The organism is Rhizobium sp. T1470, from assembly GCF_042140505.1.
GTDB classification, from domain to species: domain Bacteria; phylum Pseudomonadota; class Alphaproteobacteria; order Rhizobiales; family Rhizobiaceae; genus Rhizobium; species Rhizobium favelukesii.
Window position 1 is genome coordinate 189,844 of sequence record NZ_CP148093.1, and the last position, 20,049, is coordinate 209,892.

At 57.8% G+C, this 20,049-nt stretch carries 16 protein-coding genes and 6 pseudogenes; 9 read left to right on the forward strand and 13 right to left on the reverse strand.

Annotated elements, in window-relative coordinates:
• Positions 1 to 8 precede the first annotated feature (8 nt).
• From WGT02_RS30655 to WGT02_RS30680, 6 genes are all read right to left on the reverse strand, one after another.
• Positions 9 to 1,040 (reverse strand): tyrosine-type recombinase/integrase, encoded by a 1,032-nt coding sequence (locus WGT02_RS30655; RefSeq protein WP_208245891.1) that lies wholly within the window; start codon positions 1,038 to 1,040, stop codon positions 9 to 11.
• A complete protein-coding gene (locus WGT02_RS30660) occupies positions 1,037 to 1,660 on the reverse strand; it encodes a tyrosine-type recombinase/integrase (RefSeq protein WP_208245892.1) in 624 nt (207 codons plus the stop codon). Before WGT02_RS30660 ends, WGT02_RS30655 begins: the two co-directional genes overlap by 4 nt.
• A gap of 5 nt (positions 1,661 to 1,665) precedes the next feature.
• Positions 1,666 to 2,013, reverse strand: coding sequence for a hypothetical protein (locus WGT02_RS30665; RefSeq protein ID WP_208245894.1), 348 nt, complete (start codon positions 2,011 to 2,013; stop codon positions 1,666 to 1,668).
• Positions 2,014 to 2,024: 11 nt separating this feature from the next.
• A complete protein-coding gene (locus WGT02_RS30670; RefSeq protein WP_225040286.1) occupies positions 2,025 to 2,840 on the reverse strand; it encodes a tyrosine-type recombinase/integrase in 816 nt (271 codons plus the stop codon).
• Positions 2,841 to 2,883: 43 nt separating this feature from the next.
• A protein-coding gene (locus WGT02_RS30675; protein ID WP_208245220.1) for an IS630 family transposase occupies positions 2,884 to 3,944 on the reverse strand; the annotation gives its coding sequence in 2 pieces (ribosomal slippage) (positions 2,884 to 3,452 and positions 3,452 to 3,944; 1,062 coding nt in all).
• A gap of 27 nt (positions 3,945 to 3,971) precedes the next feature.
• On the reverse strand, positions 3,972 to 4,397 hold the full coding sequence (locus tag WGT02_RS30680; protein ID WP_208245896.1) for a hypothetical protein: 426 nt from the start codon (positions 4,395 to 4,397) through the stop codon (positions 3,972 to 3,974).
• A 160-nt stretch (positions 4,398 to 4,557) separates the two neighbouring features.
• Between WGT02_RS30680 and WGT02_RS30685 the strand changes: the two are divergent.
• Positions 4,558 to 4,938: pseudogene (locus tag WGT02_RS30685) on the forward strand (ATP-binding protein); the annotation flags it as partial.
• A gap of 696 nt (positions 4,939 to 5,634) precedes the next feature.
• Here the strand turns inward: WGT02_RS30685 and WGT02_RS30690 are convergent.
• Both WGT02_RS30690 and WGT02_RS30695 read right to left on the reverse strand, forming a co-directional pair.
• Entirely contained in the window at positions 5,635 to 5,766 is a 132-nt protein-coding gene (locus WGT02_RS30690) for a hypothetical protein (protein WP_318246597.1), read from the reverse strand.
• A 35-nt stretch (positions 5,767 to 5,801) separates the two neighbouring features.
• Positions 5,802 to 5,903 (reverse strand): annotated as a pseudogene (locus tag WGT02_RS30695) (group II intron maturase-specific domain-containing protein); the annotation flags it as partial.
• Positions 5,904 to 6,456: 553 nt separating this feature from the next.
• Here WGT02_RS30695 and WGT02_RS30700 point away from each other — a divergent pair.
• Positions 6,457 to 7,791 carry an ISNCY family transposase gene (locus tag WGT02_RS30700; RefSeq protein ID WP_208245898.1) on the forward strand — a complete coding sequence of 445 codons (1,335 nt, stop codon included), beginning with the start codon at positions 6,457 to 6,459 and terminating at the stop codon, positions 7,789 to 7,791.
• A gap of 177 nt (positions 7,792 to 7,968) precedes the next feature.
• Here WGT02_RS30700 and nodD2 read toward each other — a convergent pair whose 3' ends face one another.
• Positions 7,969 to 8,907 carry a transcriptional regulator NodD2 gene (gene nodD2 / locus WGT02_RS30705; protein WP_157997297.1) on the reverse strand — a complete coding sequence of 313 codons (939 nt, stop codon included), beginning with the start codon at positions 8,905 to 8,907 and terminating at the stop codon, positions 7,969 to 7,971.
• Positions 8,908 to 9,149: 242 nt separating this feature from the next.
• Between nodD2 and WGT02_RS30710 the strand changes: the two are divergent.
• Positions 9,150 to 9,280: pseudogene (locus tag WGT02_RS30710) on the forward strand (IS110 family transposase); the annotation flags it as partial.
• Positions 9,281 to 9,346: 66 nt separating this feature from the next.
• Positions 9,347 to 9,763 (forward strand): hypothetical protein, encoded by a 417-nt coding sequence (locus WGT02_RS30715; protein WP_225040443.1) that lies wholly within the window; start codon positions 9,347 to 9,349, stop codon positions 9,761 to 9,763.
• Here the strand turns inward: WGT02_RS30715 and WGT02_RS30720 are convergent.
• Complete coding sequence (locus WGT02_RS30720; RefSeq protein ID WP_208245899.1) at positions 9,760 to 10,680, reverse strand: transposase; 921 nt, start codon at positions 10,678 to 10,680, stop codon at positions 9,760 to 9,762. The two genes, WGT02_RS30715 and WGT02_RS30720, sit on opposite strands and share 4 nt — an antisense overlap.
• Positions 10,681 to 11,004: 324 nt before the next feature.
• Positions 11,005 to 11,379 (reverse strand): transposase, encoded by a 375-nt coding sequence (locus WGT02_RS30725; protein WP_208245900.1) that lies wholly within the window; start codon positions 11,377 to 11,379, stop codon positions 11,005 to 11,007.
• 331 nt (positions 11,380 to 11,710) lie between these two features.
• On the opposite strand from WGT02_RS30725, the pseudogene WGT02_RS30730 reads away from it, so the two are divergent.
• The 5 genes and pseudogenes from WGT02_RS30730 (at position 11,711) to WGT02_RS30750 (ending at position 18,758) form a co-directional block, all read left to right on the forward strand.
• Positions 11,711 to 12,782 (forward strand): annotated as a pseudogene (locus WGT02_RS30730) (IS630 family transposase).
• 17 nt (positions 12,783 to 12,799) lie between these two features.
• Positions 12,800 to 14,050 (forward strand): annotated as a pseudogene (locus WGT02_RS30735) (ISNCY family transposase); the annotation flags it as partial.
• 471 nt (positions 14,051 to 14,521) lie between these two features.
• Positions 14,522 to 15,415, forward strand: a complete 894-nt coding sequence (locus WGT02_RS30740; RefSeq protein ID WP_208245903.1) for a calcium-binding protein — start codon at positions 14,522 to 14,524, stop codon at positions 15,413 to 15,415.
• Positions 15,416 to 15,762: 347 nt separating this feature from the next.
• Complete coding sequence (locus WGT02_RS30745) at positions 15,763 to 17,451, forward strand: type I secretion system permease/ATPase (protein ID WP_208245904.1); 1,689 nt, start codon at positions 15,763 to 15,765, stop codon at positions 17,449 to 17,451.
• A complete protein-coding gene (locus WGT02_RS30750) occupies positions 17,448 to 18,758 on the forward strand; it encodes an HlyD family type I secretion periplasmic adaptor subunit (protein WP_208245905.1) in 1,311 nt (436 codons plus the stop codon). The genes WGT02_RS30745 and WGT02_RS30750 overlap by 4 nt, the downstream gene beginning before the upstream one ends.
• A 272-nt stretch (positions 18,759 to 19,030) precedes the next feature.
• Here WGT02_RS30750 and WGT02_RS30755 read toward each other — a convergent pair.
• A pseudogene (locus WGT02_RS30755) lies at positions 19,031 to 19,473 on the reverse strand (transposase); the annotation flags it as partial.
• A 277-nt stretch (positions 19,474 to 19,750) separates the two neighbouring features.
• Positions 19,751 to 20,035, reverse strand: a complete 285-nt coding sequence (locus WGT02_RS30760; RefSeq protein ID WP_225040282.1) for a hypothetical protein — start codon at positions 20,033 to 20,035, stop codon at positions 19,751 to 19,753.
• Between the last annotated feature and the right edge of the window lie 14 nt (positions 20,036 to 20,049).

Sequence of the window (20,049 nt, forward strand, 5' to 3'; positions counted from 1 at the left end):
CTGAGCGCCTACAAGCGGCGCAGCCAGCCCAACATCCCGCCATCATACGCGATGATCGTCTGATCCTTTACCGATGACATTACGTCGGGAAAGACCTGTTCGAGCGCTTGCCGCTTCATATCGATATCGGCCCGCGCGTAGCGCATCGTCACGTTCAGCCCCGAGTGGCCGAGCCATTGACTGATGGTGGCAATGTCAACGCCCGCCTTGAGAAGGTGGATGGCCGTCGTGTGCCGCAGCGAGTGGGGATGGATGCTTTTTTCCGCCAGGGTGGTTTCTTCCCGCGCAGCCATATCAACATATTTGCTTAGCAAGTATCGAACACCGAATCGGGTCAACGGTGTGCCGCGGTCGTTGAGAAAGACTTTTTGCTCGGCGGGATTATCTGAGGGCGGGTGCAGCGTGTTGATCAACTCCTGAAGAAGTTGGGCCGTGTTTCGCCAGATCGGGCAGAGGCGAACCTTGTTGCCTTTGCCGTGCAAGCGCACCTGACAAGGCGATACCAGACGAAGGTCACAAATGCGAAGATTCAGGATTTCCTGAACTCGTGCACCCGTATTGAACATCAGGGAGAACAGCGCGTAATCCCGCTGTCCAGAAGGCGTGCGGCGGTCGATACGCGCCAGGACGCTCTTGATTTCGGGCTCTTCGAGATATTCGACAGGTGCCACCCGCGCGCCCCTCTTGAAGGGAAGTGTCACCACCAGTTGCAGGGTATCCATGTATTCGGGATGCTCCGAGATCAGGAACCGCGCAAAGGTATGCATCGCCGCCAGCCTTGCATTACGGGTCGCAATGCTGTTGCCACGCTCGACCTCAAGTGACGTGAGAAAGCTGCCGATCCTGTCGGCATTGATGTCGGAGACGTCGATGCTTTCAACGGATCCATTGGTCTCTGCCGCTGCAAATCGCAGGAACAGGACCATCGTGTCGCGATAGCTTTGGATCGTATGATGGCTCATGCCGCGGAGAGCGGGAAGATATTCTTGAAAGAAGCGTGCCATGCTTCGGCCCAACGCGGTGGATTGATGTTTCTTCATGCCACAACCTCGCTGACGAGGCCGCCGAAGGCCTCTTCAAACCGGTCGCTGGCGATTGCTCTCAGCTTCGGAAGGAAGTGCAGATAACATGCCGTCGACGCGATGCTAACGTGACCCATGTAGAGAGCCAGCTTCGGCAAATTCGATTGCACATCGGCGCCGTCCAGATACCAACGGATGAGCGCGCCGACTGCAAAGCTGTGCCTCAGATCGTGAATGCGAGGCCGTCGGCCCTCGCTATCCTCAACATTTGCGGCCTTGAACAGGGCATGGATTCCGCCACTGATCCCAGTGCCAGTATAGGAACGAAGACCGCCTTCCGTGTTGATAAGAAGTGGCGTGTCGGGATCCCTGCTGAACGGCGGGGCGAGACGTTTTCGAAGGTAGCTACACAATTCGGCATGTGCGTCGGGCGACAGCGGCAATATTCTTGATTTGTGGAACTTGGACTCCCGAACCCGTAACACTCCACTTTCAGGCTCACAGTCTGCCAGCGTAAGGCGTAACAATTCGCCGCGACGCATCCCGGTCGTGTACAGCAGAATGACGGCCATCCTATAGATTGCGGGCCGCAGTGGCGATCCTGACGCGACGGACATATTGTTAGCGGCCGTCAGCATTTCGGCTATTTGCCCAGGCTCGACGATGACGGGACGTCGATGAGGCTGAGGGCGTGCGAAGTACAAGGGATCGGGGACAAACAGCCCGGCTCCTTTCGCCGTCGATACAGGCAGAACATGCGGACAACGCGCTGGCGATATCGCAGGGTATTGCTTGCCAGATGAGGGAATGTGGCACACCACCGATCAAAGCTTGCACGGTCAAGATCCTGTCCAGGGGTGCGGCTGATAAATTCACGCAAGGACACCAGAACCCTTTCCTCCGGGTAATAGCGGCGGCCAAGAGCGCGCTGATGGGAAAGCCATGCCACAATCGGCTGATCGAGGGGTGTTGAAGAGATGGTTGTGAACATTGCCATTCTCCTCAATGAGCGGCAATGTCAGGTACGGGCAGAGCGACCGTACGGAGCATTTCCGTCTCGATGCGAAGATAAACACAAGTGCTCTCAAGACTGTGGTGCCCAAGCAGGTCACCGATCGTCTTTACCCCGACGCCTCGGCCTAGCAATCGCATGGCAAACGAATGGCGCAATGCGTATGATGAGACCCCGTCTAGTGGCAGGCCGCTTTGCCGTGCCCGCTTGGTGAAGATGTCGCATATCCCCCAGCTCGTCAGGCCTCCCACAGGGCTACGCACTTTAGCAAACAGAAAGTTCGTCACCAAATCGCAGGGACGCCCGTCCGCGATATATCTGTCGAGGACTTCAATGGTTTGGTCAGCCAAAGGAAGAACGAGGGTGGAACGAGTCTTGCGCTGCTCTGCCCGCAGTGTACGTCGCTTCCAATTGATCGCGTCTAATGTCAGCTCTGCAATCTCAGAAGGTCGCAAGCCGTAATAGGCCATGAGGTGGAGGATCGCATGGTCACGGAGGCCGAGATAATCAGTCCTGGCGACCGAGGCCAGCAATTTTTCGATCACCTCCCAACCAAGGGCACGAGGGGGCAATTCTCCACGATAGGTTCTGGGTGTATGGATGCGCTCAAGCCCTCGCGCAGTTTCACCACGATCGCCGCAAAAGCGCAGGAAAGCGCGCAGATGGGCAACCTTGTGCTGGAGCGTTTGGCGCAGCATCCTGCGGCCCAAGGTATGAATGAAGTTTTCGACATGCTCCGATGTCAGTGCGGAAAGGTCCTGTGACGGTCTAACCGACAAGGACAGAAATTCCTCGATCGTTGCCATATGCTGGCCAATCGTCGCCGGTGCTAATACCAACGAGCGCTAATCAAAACCGGTGCGCCCAGTCACGCATTCCAATCGACATGATCTTCCACGGCTGAGCGACCAGCTTGTTCCATGCGTCGCAGCAATGGGCGACGATGTCCTCGTAATCTTTGAAGATCCGGTTGGACAACCAGTTGTCACGCAGAAATTGCCACACGTTCTCGACGGGATTTAATTCGGGCGAGCGTGGCGGCAGGAAGAGCAGTGTGATGTTGTCGGGCACATCGAGCTTCGGCGTGACATGCCACCCCGCCTGATCAACGATCAGCACGGCATGAGCGCCGTCATCGACGGCCTGGCTGATTTCGATCAAATGCTGGTTCATGGCGCTGGTGTCGCAGTAGGGAAGAACGAGACCCGCACCTTTGCCCTTCTTGGGGCAGATAGCGCCGAAGATATAGGTCCACATCGTGCGTTGATCGTGTGGTGCCGAAGGCCTTGTTCCCCTGCGTGCCCATCGCCGGGTGATCTTGTTCTTTTGGCCTATCCGAGCTTCGTCGGCCCACCAGAGCTCAATCTCGACGTTCTTCGGGAGCCTGCCTTTGATGGCTGCCAGTGTGGCGGGGAACTTTTTTTAAAACTCTCCAGGTCGCCTTCGTTCTGGGCGTAATGGCGCGGGCGGGCAGACAGCTTTGCAAAGCCGAGCGCCTTCAATTCGCGGCCAATGGTCGTTTCATCGACGGATATCCGATATTCTTGGAACAGCCATTGAGCAAGATCCTTGCGCCGCCAGCGCACAACGCCATGCACCGCCGGTATCGGGCCACTTTCGACGATCTTTGCCAAAGCCTGGCGATGCACGTCGGAAAGCTTTCCTTGATTGCCGGGTGCTTTGCCATTGATGAGCCCCGACGGGCCACGCGCATTGAAGCGAATAACCCAGTCGCGGACAATTTGCAGGGTCACGCCTCCGATCCTGGCCGCATCGCTGCGGGAATGGCCATCATAGATTTCGGCAAGGGCAAGAAGCCGCCGAGCCTGTGCCGCATCCTTCGTGCCTTTGGCCAACGCCCGAAGAGCGAAGCCGTCGAAGTCATCGCGCAGTGGAATTCCTGATGTCATCCGCAAACCTCCGTTTGCGGTATTGATTCAGAACTCAACTGATTTGGAAACCTCAAAAAGAGTCAGAGATCGCTCACGCTGGTATAACCCCCTCACGTCTAGAAGATATTCTCGATATCGCAGCAGCAACTGCTCCACGGGCCTCTGTGGCTTTGTTTCTTCGAGCCGTCCTTCTGCCTTGAGGAAGCGGCGATATGCACGCTCGGTGGAAGCATGGCGCAGAGCGCCAGAAACGAGGGCTATCGCTTCGTCCAATTCGGCTTCCTCTACAGACTGGCCACACTGAAGGGCTCCTGTGGCCTCGAGGATGCATTTCAATCGGTGGACATGGCGACCTGCGGCAGCAGGTAGATATCCAGCTGCGAGCAACCACCGGGCAAAGAATTCAAGCTCCGCGCCGAAGCGCGAATATTCGTAATCGCCAGAAGATTTCGGGAATAAAACCTTAAGCATGACGCTCTCCTGTAGAGGTTGGGGAGCGGTCATCCTAGGCGGACGATGATTCAGTTATGTGGAGTGGTATCGTGGGAAAATCGCGCAGTTGCAGGCTCTTGCCGTGTCAGCTCCACATCTCTGCGCAGTGCACGTTAATCAAGTAATGTGTAGCACAACATTACTTGATGACCTGGCCTACGTCACCAAGGACCAGGCCGAAACGAGCGTGCTCTTCGAACTCATCTCCGCAAGATATGAGCGGCGTTCCATCATGATCACCGCCAATCAGCCCTTCGGAGAATGGAACCGCGTCTTTCCAGACCCGGCCATGACGCTTGCCGCGGTGGACCGACTTGTCCATCACGCAACAATCTTCGAGATGAATGTCGAAAGCTACCGGCGGCGTTCGGCCATGGAAGCCAAACGCCAGCGCGGCAGACCCGCCTCATTCGCGACAATCAAAAGCTCTTCCCAGCTTGTCGCGGAGCGGCAATCAGAACACGATGAAACTCTTGCCAGCGACAATCAACATGATAACTTCGCTCCAACCGCGACATAAGAATCTCATCCAGATTGTCGCTCGCGTCTCATCCTGATCGTCGCGCTATAGGCAAGCGACGTAAAGCAGAGTTTCGGCTCACACCGAGCTTTCGCTGCTATATGTTCAAGTCCCGTTTCCATGGTCAGCTGATCTTCCCTTTGCATGAAAGGCCGTGTCTCCCGTTGAATGGAGCCCATGTTGCCCAAAAACATTTCAACTACCGCTGACCGCTTCCCCATGTGGCCGGCTCTCCCGACCTCGGAGTACTATCAGTCAGTCTGACTTCCACCCGGTCATCAGCCCCTTCTCGCCTCATCGGCTTGGCAGGTCCTACAAGCTTGCGCTTGAACCGGTTGGATCTCCCTTGTTCACGTCAAATCCTTCGATTGCATGCTGGCGGTACGAACCCCGGGAGCACCTTGGACCACTCGCAAAGACGCGGCCTGCGATTCCGCCTTCCCCTTTGAGAGACAGGGTCGGCTACTCCGATCACGTTCGATTTCGGGGCTATCTATCCGTTCACGTATGTTCCGGCCTACAATCTCCTTGTCTACGCTTCGCAGCGGCCGTTACCGGACACCACGCAAGACTCAGTACACGGCTGCTCGCTAGGCTTTGCCGTGGCCGTCATCTCAGACGGCTGAATTCAACGCGCTTGCAAGGCGCAACTCTTATCCGAACCGTGCATGAACCTCTCAGTTCACACGGCTCCCATCAGGCAAACGTGCCGATCAGACCGAGTTGCCAGTGCACAAAGAGATCGGTGCGCTGCTCGACGAGCCGTTGTAAGAACAGACTTGCCCGAACTTTACCCCTGCCAAAGCGCTGAACTTCCGCCTTGCCCACGCAACCACCGTCTTATTGACGTAGCGAAGTATGGGCTGCAGCCCCGTTGGCGCGTACCGTCCATAATAGCTGATCCACCCCCTGAGGAGCGGATTGATCAGCCGGGCGATGTGCCGCTTGTGCTTCTCCCTTGGCATCAGAAAGCTGGTTCCTGCAGTTCCACGCAAAAGCCTGCATCCGTCTCATGCCCCCTATACGCCGTCCACTGTCCGCCCAGTCATCAGCTCCCGACGGACTTGTCCCGAGAGATCCATACACCCTCGGTTTTAGTGGTGTCAGAGAGTTCTAATTATAACGACGCGTCATCGAAGGGTTTGCTTGCGCTCATCTTGCGGATGCCTACCTGCCCCGGATCATGTCCGCGGCTTTTGACCCAACGCTCACCACCATGGCTCTTCTACCACAGCAGCTTGGGCTGGTTTGAGACCCGCTCCTGAAAGCCGATCCCGAGGGGCCTACCCTCATCTTTCGCGCAGCTTCTCTGCATGTTGTCAGTTCGCCATCGAACCTCCCTCCGCTTGCTGCAGCACACTATGGACGGGCACTAGCTAGTGCCCATCCACAAACGGTAAACCGCTGAAATTATTGTATGAATCGCGATATTGCCGCGGGCAAAGCCCGGCGGTTTCAGGTATACTTTAGATCAAGCGACTGATTCTAAAGACAAACCCGTAACCGCCGGAGCCGACAATGCGCCAAGAACGCACCGTCCAATCCAGTATATTCGATCTTTTTGCCGAACACGAGATCGGCCGTGAATTGAAGGCGATGTCTCAGTGGCTGGATGAGCATGGCGAGGTGCTGAGCCAAGTGACAGAGGACCTGCGCCGACAAGGGGTCAAGGAAACCGGCCGCGAGGGGCTGCCGGCCGAGGCTGTGCTGCGCTGCGCGCTGCTCAAGCAGCATCGCCAGTTGAGTTATCAGGAACTGGCCTTCCATCTCGAAGACTCCGCCTCGTTCCGCGCCTTTGCCCGGCTGCCGTGGGGATGGAGCCCGAAGAAATCGGTCTTGCACAAGACGATCAGCGCGATCCGGGCGCAAACCTTTGAAGAGATCAACCGGGTGCTGCTGGCGAGCGCCAAGCGGGAGAAGCTGGAAAATGGCAAGGTCGTGCGTGTGGACAGCACCGTCACCGCGGCACTGATCCATGAGCCGAGCGACAGCAGCCTGTTATGGGACGCCGTGCGGGTGATGGTGCGACTGTTGCAGCAGGCCAAGGCACTGGGTAGCGCCATTCCATGGCACGACCATCGCCGCGCGGCAAAGAAGCGGGCTCGGGCGATCGAATATTCCCGCGGCCGCCCGAAACGGATCAAGCACTACCGCGCACTGCTCAAGATCACGCGCACGACCTTGAGTTATCTGCAGCAGGCGAGCGAACAGTTGCCCCAGACGGCGGGCCCGGCCGGCGAACTGTGGCAGGCCCAGCTCCGCCACTACCGGCCACTGATCGCACGGATCCTCGCCCAGACCGAACGGCGGGTCCTGGCCGGGCAGCCGGTCCCGGCCGGCGAGAAGCTGGTGAGCCTGTTCGAGCCGCATGCCGACATCATCGTCAAGGGCAGCCGCGACGTCGACTACGGCCACAAACTCAATCTGACGACCGGCAGAAGCGGACTGGTCCTCGACCTCGTCGTCGAAACCGGCAACCCGGCCGACAGCGAGCGCTTGCTGCCGATGCTGGAACGCCACATCGCCTTTTATGGCCAGGCGCCGCGTCAGTCGGCAGCCGACGGCGGCTATGCCAGCCGCGCCAATCTGCGCGGAGCCAAAGCCTGCGGCGTCCGCGACATGGCCTTCCACAAGAAGTCCGGCCTCCGCATCGAAGACATGGTCACAAGCCGCTGGGTCTATCGCAGGCTGCGCAACTTCCGCGCCGGCATCGAGGCCGGCATCTCTTGTCTGAAACGCGCTTATGGCTTGGGGCGCTGCACCTGGCGCGGCCTCGACCACTTTAAGGCTTATGTCTGGTCCTCGGTGGTCGCTTACAATCTCGCCCTCTTCGCCCGCCTCAGGCCGACCTGACACCCCTCATCCGGCAGCGTTCAGAGCACACCCGGCGAGCGTCGGCCGATACCCCATGACCCCATTGCCGCCAGATCGCTCTTCGGGCCATAACCTGCGCGGTCTTGTGCCATCACGCGTCCCAAGAAACGATGTCAGCCGGCAAACAACCTTTCAAAACCGCAGAAAAACAGCCGTTTATGGACGGGCACTAGCTAGGACGTCCTGAAATTCGCTGCGCGAGGCTTCTTGCAAAAGTATCTCGCGCATCCAGACATTCCCGGGATCCTTGTTATGGAGGGCTGGCCACTGGACAGCCTCAGTGAACCACAGGGGTCGCAGCGGGTGCTTGACGATCCGCAGGGGTATCGTTTGTTCGAAATACTTGACGAGACGGAATGGGATAATGGCTATACGGTTGGTGCCCGGCAGCAACGGCGGAATCAAAGTAAAACCGGGCACGACAAGTTCGACACGTCTCTTGAACCCGTGCTCAAGCAATAGCCATTGTTCGAAAGAGGGCTTCAACGCACGTCCGAACTGGGCTGCAACATGCCCCATCGACATATATGTCTCGAAAGAGAGATCCCCCAGCAACTGCTCATTCCTCGGGCAGCCGACGCACACGAGTGCCTCGCCAAACAGCTTCATCTTGGGGTGCGCACTCGACATGAATAAGTCCGGAAGAATTAAAAAATCGACGTCACCGCGCCGGAGAAGCTCATAAGGATCATCATCGAGAGGCAGCAACTCGAAGCTGACGCCGGGAGCCTCCCGGGCCAAGCGCTCCACAACCCTCTCAAAGAATACAAGTGTCATAAAGTCAGAAAGAATGATCCTGAAACGGCGATCCGACTGGGCTGGGTTGATCGGATCCCAGGCAATGACGGAGAGCTGAATGTGGAGCAGGGCGTCGCGCACCGCTGGGGCGAGCGCCTCCGCACGCGGTGTTGGGATAAGTTCGCGACCCTGCATCGAAAACAGCTCGTCGCCGAAATAGGTGCGCAGTCGCGCTATAGCCGCGCTCATGGCCGGCTGACTGAGCTTGACCCTGCGTGCGGCGGCCGTGAGCTTGCGCTCGGTCATCAGTGCGTCGAGCGCGACGAGGAGGTTTAGATCTAGGCCTCTAAAACGCATGTGCGGTGTCCATACGCCGATGATTCTTTCCAAACAATCAATTTTACCAATTTTGCTGAGTCCTATTAGAGAGCCCTGAAGTTAACGAAATCAAGGTTCGGCAAGGGAATTTTTTCTCAGGACTTCTCTTTAAACGTTGTATGTTGAAGCCCTCTCTGGTCGTGTCCCCGAAGAAAATGTCGTCTCGCGGCGCCAGCTTCGTCGCTCAAAGTTATTGGCCTTCCTCAAAAGCTTCCGTCGCCATCGGCATCGAAGCTTGTGGCGCCTCACACCACCGGGCACGAGTGTTGCAATCACTCGGCCACGAAGTCGGACTTCTTCCGCCCACACGTCACGCCCTTACGTCAAACGGAATAAGAATGACGCCGCCGATGAGCCGAGGCGCGAGGGCGACGCTCGTCGCTTCCTCGCTGCGATGCGCGCGAGGCTTGAGGAGTTCATGCTGTCGCTTCATCCGGACAAGACCCGCTTGATTGAGTTTGGTCGCTTTGCGGCGGTCGATCGCAAGAGGCGCGGGCTCGGCAAACCGGAGACCTTCGCCTTCTTGGGGTTCACGTTCATCTGCGGGAAAACACGCAAAGGGCACTTCCAGCTTCAGCGGAAGACCCGAGGCGACCGGATGCGGGCGAAGCTCAAGGACATCAAGGCGGACCTGCGGCGGCGGATGCACTGGCCGATCTCCCAACAGGGAAAATGGCTGAGTCAGATCGTCGGCGGGCATTTTGCCTACTTCGCGGTTCCAACGAACATCCGGGCGCTCACGGCGTTCAGATATCGGATGGTCGACCTTTGGTTGCGATCGCTAAGGCGGCGCAGCCAGAAGGACGGCGCTACGTGGGAACGATCGCGCAGTTAGCCAACGACTACTACCTTCCCAAGCCTCGTATCCTTCATCCATGGCCGAATGTGCGCTTCGCCGTCAATCACCCGAGGTAAGAGCCACGTGCGGGAAACCCGCCCGCGTGGATCTGTGCGGGGGGCGCCCAGTAATGATACTGCTGCCGAATTCCGGCGACAAGGGGAGCGCAATCTAAAATGCATTTGTGCGAACGCTGATCGCCTTGTTTTAGCGAATGATCTGCCGGTCAGCCAATCATCGATTCGAGCCACGTTCATCGCGAGAGCGGTCACAACATGTTGAAACCGGGTCTTTGGCAGACCGATATAGCGACATCGTCGCAGCCCGAAAGCCCGAATCCCTTGCGATAGCGTTCCCTCGATGCCGGCCCGTTTGCCGTAGTGGGCGCGCCATGTGTCGGTCGCCTGTTGCTGGCGTCGCGTTTGCAGCAATTTATGCTGCGCCTGAGGGCGCATCATAATTTCCCGCGGTCCAGCCTTTGAACGTGTGCATTGCGGGCGCTTGAAGCAGTCCGCGCAAGTCGCGCGATCAAATCTGACATCTACACAGTCGTTACCAAAATTGTCACGGCGGATGGCCCAGTCGGATGTGACTTGCCCTTGGGGGCATGTAGCTTGTTTCACTTTCCAGTCGATCTTGAAGGACGAAATATCGAAGCCCTCTGCGGCCGTTGCTTGCCAGCTTGTATCGGCCAACACTGGACCAACGACATCAATATTATGATCGAGGAGGCTACTGACCACGATTTCGGCGTCCACATAACCGGCGTCAAGTAGGTGAGTTGCAGGAGACAGCTCGCGATCCGCCAGTGTCTGGTGGATTAGCGCGGTCATGGCGCTGTCGGAAACCGGCGCAGAGGTGGTTTCGACGTTGATGATGAGATGTGGGGAATCAGTGTCGCATGTCTCCGTCACATGAACCTTGTATCCGCTCCAACTTGTGTTGCGCTTCTTGCTCTAATGGGCATCGGTATCGTACGGTGAATCGAAGCGTATACTTGCCGGTGGCAGATCTTCGATACTGTGCAGGCGAATGATATCATTGTCGACGTAATACTGGTGTATCCAGGCGATACGGAGTGTCTGAATAGCCGCAAGCTCGCGCAGCCAAGCCGGCGCCGTCGCGGTATAAACTGCAGCCAGAAGCAGATACCCATCTGCGCCGACGTCTGAGCCAGGGCGGCGCGTGCTGCCTCACTCTTTGGAAATTTGTATTGCTCAACACGGGTGGAATAACGGTCAAACCAGTCGGAGGAAATCAAACCAGCGAGCCAATCCCGCTTCGACCAGAGCCAGGGTGTTTAAGGCTGCCCGCAATGTCTCGCCGACGAATTCGAGCCGGTTGACACTCCGGACCACAGCCAGGACATGAGTAGAATCCGTGCGTTGTTGGCCCCGCGCCCTCAACAGGCCACTTTCCTTGAAGCGCGCCAGCATCGCGTCCAACAGTGCCGGCCCGGTACCGCCATCAACGAGCCGGGCGCGGAACTCGCACAACACTGAAGCATCAAATCCAGGGTCGATTAGTTCCAGGCTGAGCGCGTATTTCCAGTCAATTCGGCTGCGAACCGCGTCGGCTGCCTGACGGTCGGAAAGACCTTCAACGAATTGCATCACCGTAATCAGCGCTAGCTAAGTGCCCATCCACAAACGGTAAACCGCTGAAATTATTGTATGAATCGCGATATTGCCGCGGGCAAAGCCCGGCGGTTTCAGGTATACTTTAGATCAAGCGACTGATTCTAAAGACAAACCCGTAACCGCCGGAGCCGACAATGCGCCAAGAACGCACCGTCCAATCCAGTATATTCGATCTTTTTGCCGGGCACGAGATCGGCCGTGAATTGAAAGCCATGTCTCATACCAACGTGAGCGGTTTCTGACTCGTTTTGCGGTTTCCAAATCAGTTGAATTCTGAATCTCTGTCGCAAACGGAGGTTTGCGGATGACATTGGGAATTCCACTGCGCGATGACTTCGACGGTTTTGCCCTGCGGGCATTGGCCAAGAGCACGAAGGATGCGGCACAGGCTCGGCGGCTTCTTGCCCTTGCCGAAATCTATGATGGTCATTCACGCAGCGACGCGGCCAGGATCGGAGGCGTGACCCTGCAGATTGTCCGCGATTGGGTTATGCGCTTCAATGCCCGCGGTCCGTCAGGGCTCATCAACGGCAAAGCGCCTGGCAATCAAGGAAAGCTTTCCGCTGTGCATCGCCAGGCTTTGGCGAAGATTGTCGAAAGCGGGCCGATACCAGCAGTGCATGGCGTCGTTCGCTGGCGGCGCAAGGATCTGGTTCAATGGCTTTTCCAGGAATACCGGATCTCTGTGGACGAGACGACCATTGGCCGCGAATTGAAGGCGCTCGGCTTTGCAAAGCTGTCTGCTCGTCCGCGCCATTACGCCCAGAACGAGGGTGACCTGGAGAGTTTTAAAAAAACTTCCCCGCCACACTGGCAACCATCAAAAGCAGGCTCCCCAAGAACATCGAGATCGAGCTCTGGTGGGCCGACGAAGCTCGGATAGGGCAGAAGAACAAGATCACCCGACGATGGGCACGCAAGGGCACAAGGCCTTCGGCACCACTCGATCAACGCACGATGTGGACTTATATCTTCGGCGCCATCTGCCCCAAGAAGGCAAAGCTGCGGGCCTTGTTCTTCCCTACTGCGACACCGATGCCATGAACCATGCCATGAACCAGCATCTGCTCGAAATCAGCCAGGCGGTCGATGAAGGTGCTCATGCCGTGCTGATCGTTGATCAGGCTGGATGGCACGTCACGCCGAAACTCAAAGTACCCGACACCGTCACCCTGCTGTTCCTGCCGCCGCGGTCGCCCGAATTGAACCCTGTCGAGAACCTGTGGCAATTTATGAGGGAGAACTGGTTGTCCAACCGGATATTCAAAGACTACGACGACATCGTTTCCCATTGCTGTGACGCATGGAACAAGCTGGTCGCGCAGCCGTGGAAGATCATGTCAATTGGAATGCGTGATTGGGCGCACCGGTTTTGATTAGCGCTCGTTGGTATCAGTGGCTGGATGAGCATGGCGAGGTGCTGAGCCAAGTGACAGAGGACCTGCGCCGACAAGGGGTCAAGGAAACCGGCCGCGAGGGGCTGCCGGCCGAGGCTGTGCTGCGCTGCGCGCTGCTCAAGCAGCATCGCCAGCTGAGTTATCAGGAACTGGCCTTCCATCTCGAAGACTCCGCCTCGTTCCGCGCCTTTGCCCGGCTGCCGTGGGGATGGAGCCCGAAGAAATCGGTCTTGCACAAGACGATCAGCGCGATCCGGGCGCAAACCTTTGAAGAGATCAACCGGGTGCTGCTGGCGAGCGCCAAGCGGGAGAAGCTGGAAAATGGCAAGGTCGTGCGTGTGGACAGCACCGTCACCGCGGCACTGATCCATGAGCCGAGCGACAGCAGCCTGTTATGGGACGCCGTGCGGGTGATGGTGCGACTGTTGCAGCAGGCCGAGGCACTGGGTAGCGCCATCCCATGGCATGACCATCGCCGCGCGGCAAAGAAGCGGGCTCGGGCGATCGAATATACCCGCGGCCGTCCCAAACGGGTGAAGCACTACCGCGCACTGCTCAAGATCACGCGCACGACCTTGAGTTATCTGCAGCAGGCGAGCGAACAGTTGCCCCAGACGGCGGGCCCGGCCGGCGAACTGTGGCAGGCCCAGCTCCGCCACTACCGGCCACTGATCGCACGGATCCTCGCCCAGACCGAACGGCGGGTCCTGGCCGGGCAGCCGGTCCCGGCCGGCGAGAAGCTGGTGAGCCTGTTCGAGCCGCATGCCGACATCATCGTCAAGGGCAGCCGCGACGTCGACTACGGCCACAAACTCAATCTGACGACCGGCAGAAGCGGACTGGTCCTCGACCTCGTCGTCGAAACCGGCAACCCGGCCGACAGCGAGCGCTTGCTGCCGATGCTGGAACGCCACATCGCCTTTTATGACCAGGCGCCGCGTCAGTCGGCAGCCGACGGCGGCTATGCCAGCCGCGCCAATCTGCGCGGAGCCAAAGCCTGCGGCGTCCGCGACATGGCCTTCCACAAGAAGTCCGGCCTCCGCATCGAAGACATGGTCACAAGCCGCTGGGTCTATCGCAGGCTGCGCAACTTCCGCGCCGGCATCGAGGCCGGCATCTCTTGTCTGAAACGCGCTTATGGCTTGGGGCGCTGCACCTGGCGCGGCCTCGACCACTTTAAGGCTTATGTCTGGTCCTCGGTGGTCGCTTACAATCTCGCCCTCTTCGCCCGCCTCAGGCCGACCTGACACCCCTCATCCGGCAGCGTTCAGAGCAAGCCCGGCGAGCGTCGGCCGATACCCCATGACCCCATTGCCGCCAGATCGCTCTTCGGGCCATAACCTGCGCGGTCTTGTGCCATCACGCGTCCCAAGAAACGATGTCAGCCGGCAAACAACCTTTCAAAACCGCAGAAAAACAGCCGTTTATGGACGGGCACTAGTCTAGCCGCTACCTGCGGTCCGGACGCGCTTTGCGCATGCCTCGGCAACGGACCATTCAAACAGCTCGTATGGTAAAGTAGCTCGAGGATGCGATACGCGGTTAAGTTTGCCAACGCGCGTCAGCCAGCGGTTTCCTCAGCATTAATGTGAAATGGACACGGCAACATCCGGTACATGGATGCCTGCTATCAACAAAATCGATTTCTTCAGTCGCCAGGCAGAGCATAATAGTGGGCATGTGGCATCGTGGCATGCGTCAAAAGGAGCATACAAATAATGAATTTCACTTCCCCGATCAAAATTCCAGGTAGCCCTGAGTTGCTTGATGACCTGACTCCCCCCGACCTGGACCCCAAGCCCATCGGCTCCGTGGCGGGGCCCGTCTACCCCGATCTCCCCGAACCCGACTACCCTGACCCGGACCCCGAACCCTGGCCCGACCACCGCGATCTCCCCGAACCCGACCACGGCTCCGCCCCTGACAGACCCGTAAACTTGGGGCCCGGCAACAACATATTCGTGGGGACCAATGGCGATGACCGCATTTTGGCCAACGGCGGCAATGACTGGATCTTCGCTGGGCTAGGCAACGACATCGTTTTAGGGCAGGACGGTAACGACACGCTCTATGGCAACTACTCGTATTCGTCGTCTCGCGGTGTCGGCTCAGAGGGGGATGGCGATTATCTCAATGGCGGCGACGGCGACGATCGCCTTGTCGCCGGTGACGGTCCAGATAGTCTGACTGGCGGCGCTGATCACGACCGGTTCGTATTCTCGTTCCATGACCCGATGTCCGAACCCTCGTTACGCCCGAAGGTCACCAGTGTTACGGATTTCAACCCGACCGAGGACAAGATCGTACTGGACGCTGCTGACTTCGACTCTCTTGGCCGACCACCCTTGGAGCAGGGAACCGTTGGGAACTTCATCAACGGCCGGAGCCCTATTTTTTTCACCGATCGAAGCTTCGCATCTGCCTCTGAGGCCGCAAACGCTGCTTCTCACGAAGTTCGCGGCGACATCTTGGTTTACTGCGATGCTAACGGAAGCGGCGCAGTTCTGGCCTATGTTGACGGTGAAAACACCGCCCATGAGTTCGGCTATCTGGAAAATAAGACTATGGCTGACTTAGCCTCTATGACCTCGAATAATTTCGAGTACTGCTGACCGGTAGTTCCGCACGGGAGCACCCCAGCGCTTCCCTCTCTCTGAACAGAGGCTCCCCGAGGAGCCTCTGTTCTCATGGCGTCAACGAGGTTCTTCGGCTTTCCAGTCGGTTTCAAGCGTCGCCTCGATCGAGATGAAGAAAGACACTTCAAAGCGATCCTGAGCACAAGTTTATCGTTACTGAAAAGATTACTGGAGGTCTCGCCAATTCGATCCTGCCGAAGACTGTCGCGTTTACGAGCCTACATCAGGACGTCTCCCGCCTTACGCCTGCAGGAATAGGATATTTTTTGTTGCGCAGTAATCTCAATCGGCCACAGGTCTTTTTTGTGGCGGCGCTTTCTTCGATGAAGAAGGCCGTTTCTGGCCTGGCCATGACTAGCGCCGTCGTCAACATGCTTGCTTTGACCGGCTCATTCTTTATGCTTCAAGTTTATGATCGGGTAATTCCGGGCCATAGTCTGCCCACTCTCGTCGGTCTCGGGATCATCGCCGGCACATTATACGCGTTTCAGGGAGTACTCGAACTCATTCGATCTCTGTTGCTACTACGGGTGGGCTTGTCCGTCGATGAGCGGTTTGGAAAATCGGTATACGAATCTCTCGTTCTGCTTCCTTCCCGCGTCCAGACGCCGGGCGATGGACTTCAGTCTGTTCGCGATCTCGACACTGTACGAGGTTTCCTATCCGGGCCAGGCCCAGTAGCGTTGTTTGACATTCCGTGGATGCCGTTCTATCTCGGGCTCTGCTTCCTGTTTCACGTCTGGGTCGGCGTCACCGCCCTGGCGGGAGCCCTCATGCTTGTTGCGCTGACAATTATGGCTGAGCAGAAGTCGCGTCGGCCGGCAAAGGAGGCGGCCCAGCTAGCATCGGAGAGGTTCGCTCTCGCAGAGGCGACGAGGCGAAATTCCGAAGCGGTTCTGGCAATGGGCTTCGGTCATCAGCTTGGTCGGATGTGGAGCGACGTAAATTGCCGGTTCCTTGACAATCATTTGCGCTCGACTTCTTTCACCATTTCTCTGTCAACCCTATCCAAGGTATTGCGCATGATGCTCCAGTCTGCCGTGCTTGCGGTGGGCGCGACTCTAGTCATACGACAGGAAGCGACTGGGGGCGTCATGATTGCCAGCTCCATTCTGTTGAGCCGTGCCTTAGCCCCAGTCGAACTGGCTATTGGCCAGTGGAAGGGATTCGTTAGAGCCAGGGACAGTTGGTCACGCCTCGTCCAACTGTCCCAAATCATGCCGACCGGTCTACCCGAGATCATGCTTCCCCGGCCTGCTGATGTTCTCAAGGTGGAGAATTTACATCTCGCAGCTCCTGGCAGCCAAAACGCGATCGTCCGTGGCATCGCATTTGAGCTTCGTGCTGGAGAGGCACTGGGGGTAATCGGTCCAAGCGCGTCAGGCAAATCCTGTCTTGCTCGGGGACTTGTCGGGCTGTGGCAACCGATCGCGGGCGCAGTGCGCCTGGATGGTGCCGCTGTATCGCAATGGGATCCCCAGTTGCTTGGCGGGCATATCGGCTACTTGTCGCAGGATGTCTCCTTGTTCGGTGGATCAATTGCGCAGAACATCGCGCGCCTTGATCCGGATGCCTCATCCGAAAAAGTCATTGCAGCAGCGAAGGCGGCCGGCGTCTATGACATGGTCGTGCAATTTCATGACGGCTTCGACACAATAATCGGAGAGCGGGGATCAGCCTTATCAGGGGGCCAGCGACAGCGCATCGGCTTGGCTAGGGCGCTTTATGGCGATCCTTTTTTGGTCGTTCTGGATGAACCCAATTCTAATCTTGACGCGGACGGCGAGGCCGCATTGTCCCGCGCGATTCTCGGGATTCGCGCAAGAGGCGGCATCGCGGTCGTTGTCGCGCATCGCCCTAGCGCACTTGCGGCAGTCGACAAGGTACTTGTGTTGGCGAATGGTCGAGCTAAGTCATTCGGCCCGAAAGATGAGGTGCTGAGAAGGACACCGCAGTCAGAACCAGTAGCGTCTGCTCGACTGATGGTGCCAGGCGAGGAGACGGCGCAATGAGCCACGATCAAGCTCCCCTTGCCGAGGGCGCAATCGGGCGCCTCACTTTAATTGCCCTTGCGGCGATTATCCTTCTCGTCGGGGTATTAGGCGGGCTTGCAGCAACCGTTCACCTTCACGGAGCAGTTATCGCTTCGGGGGCGCTCGTCGTCGACAGCTACATCAAACCCGTCCAGCACCAAACAGGCGGTACCGTCGGCAAGGTGTTCATCAAAGATGGAGATCGCGTCCAAGCCGGCCAGATACTTATACATTTGGATGACGCCCGGACGCGTGCCAATCTAGCGATCGTCTCAAAGCGGATTAAGGAGCTTACAGCGCGAATCGCGCGACTGTCGGCCGAAAGGGATTTAAAAGAAGCCATCGAGTTTCCTGAAACGCTCGTCAGGGATCAAGCTAGCGTCGGCGTGGCCACGATCATTGATGGCGAACAGCGACTATTCAATGACCGTCGTTCATCGAAACTCGGGCGAAAGGCGCAACTGACCGAACGAGTACGCCAACTCTCGAAGCAGACACAAGGGCTCGCCGCCCAACAAGATGGAAAACGGAAGGCCGTTGCCATCATAAACGAGGAACTCGCCAATCTTCAACCGCTGCTGAATCAACGCATTATTCCAGCAACCCGCGTCTACGCTTTGCAACGAGATGCGGCCGAGCTCACTGGAGGGCTCGGCAGTTTGGTCGCATCAGCCGCTGAGATAAATGGCAAGATTGCCGAAACCGAACTTCAGATCATTCAGATTGAAGACGATCAGAGAACTGAAGTTTCGGATCAACTACGTCAGGCAGAGAACGAAATGGGCGAATATGCCGAGCGCCTAGTTGCTGCAGAAGATGAGTTAAAGCACATTGATATTCGCGCTCCGCAGAAAGGTGTGGTCCATCAGCTCGCCGTCCATGCGAGCGGCGCGGTCGTCAAGCCTGGTGAGGAGATTATGCAAATCGTTCCAAGTGACGATACTTTAACACCAGAACTCAAACTAGCGCCACAAGATATCGACCAAGTTGTCGTTGGTCAGGATGTCACCCTCCGGTTTTCGGCCTTTAGTCAACGCACAACACCGGAGCTGAATGGGCGAGTGACGAAGATAGCAGCCGACCTAACTACAGACGAAAGAACCGGCCAGAGTTATTACACCCTGCGTATTCTTCTGCCGGAACAAGAGTGGGCGCGTCTCGGACACCTCGTGCCTGTGGCGGGAATGCCCGTAGAAGCCTTCATTCAGACGGGCGAGCGGACAGCGCTTGCGTACCTCATTAAGCCGATAACTGACCAAGTCGCTCGCGCTTTTAAAGAACAGTAGCGTTTCTTCGCATCCGCTGCGGATAGACATCAACGTGCAGTCCCGGTCCATAAGCTGGAAAGGGGCTGCTGGACATTGGCAGCCCCCGACGGAGCCTGTTTCGTCACAGGTTGCAGAGGGTCTTCTCCTGAGGCGGGACGCGTTGCCGGGGATTTTGAAAAGGAACCGGAGTTGTGTCCATAGTGTTCTGCAAATTGGGATCATCGCCGCTGGCATTTTGGCGGACGGGCGCGGCGCCTCAACAACGAAAGCGCCCGGCCCGCCGGCCACCGTCAGGCGGCCTTGGGTTCTTCCAGCTTGCGTAACATCTCCTTCTTGTGCTCGGCCAGATGCTCCATGTTGAGATAGCGCATGGCCTCCAGCCAGGTCTCATGCGTCTCGGCCGCCAGCGCCCACACCAGCCGCAGACAGCTCTCCGCATCGGGGAAGATCCGCACCACATGGGTGCGCCGCTTGATCTCCTGGTTCAGCCGCTCCAAGATGTTGGTTGACTTCATGTGCTTGTGGTGCTGGCGCGGCAACCGGTAGAAGGAGAGCGTCTCCTCGATGTTTTCCTCAACCCAGTGGCACAGCTTGGGATAGCGCGCCTCCCACTTGGCCAGCCATTGGGCGAGATCGCGCCGCGCCGGTCATACATCCAGCGCAGTTCCTGCAGGCAGTCGTCGTCGACCTTGCGCGGCACGTAGTCGAGGGCGTTCCTGAGGAAATGCACGTAATTATGAGACGCACCGGCGAATGCCGGTAGCTGGCAATGCGCTCATTTATATTACGCCAGAAACTCCTTTCGCCGCGATTTGCACACATCGTGCCGACCACACGGCTCCAAAGGTGCCACCAAATGGCCTGCAACTCGCTGTCAAAATGAGAAAAACAGCCGTTGGCGAGTAGCGGAGGCGCATGCGCCTCCGACTGGGTCACCGGAGGCAGTCACCCGCCCCCGGTTCCCACAGAACGTAGCGTGCGGATTTCCCGCACTACGCTCTTCGGCAGCTTCACAGCACCGCGAGTGCTTGCAGCTTCCCGTAAGGAAGCCGCAGCTTGGGTCGCAGCAGCGGGTTCCGTTCTTTGATCTGGTTGAAAGTGTCCCATGTGAGGCGGCCACCATCTCGGCTGCGGCTGCGTAACATTCGGCACCAGTACCGTTCCGTGGCCCGATACACCTTGAGCAGCGACCGAAGGTTTCCGGCGATGCCATAATAGGCGTAGTGGCCACGAAGAGCAGCGTTGATTTCGCTGACCTGGTCCCTGATGACGTAATGTCGAACTTGCCGCATCATACCAACATGCATTG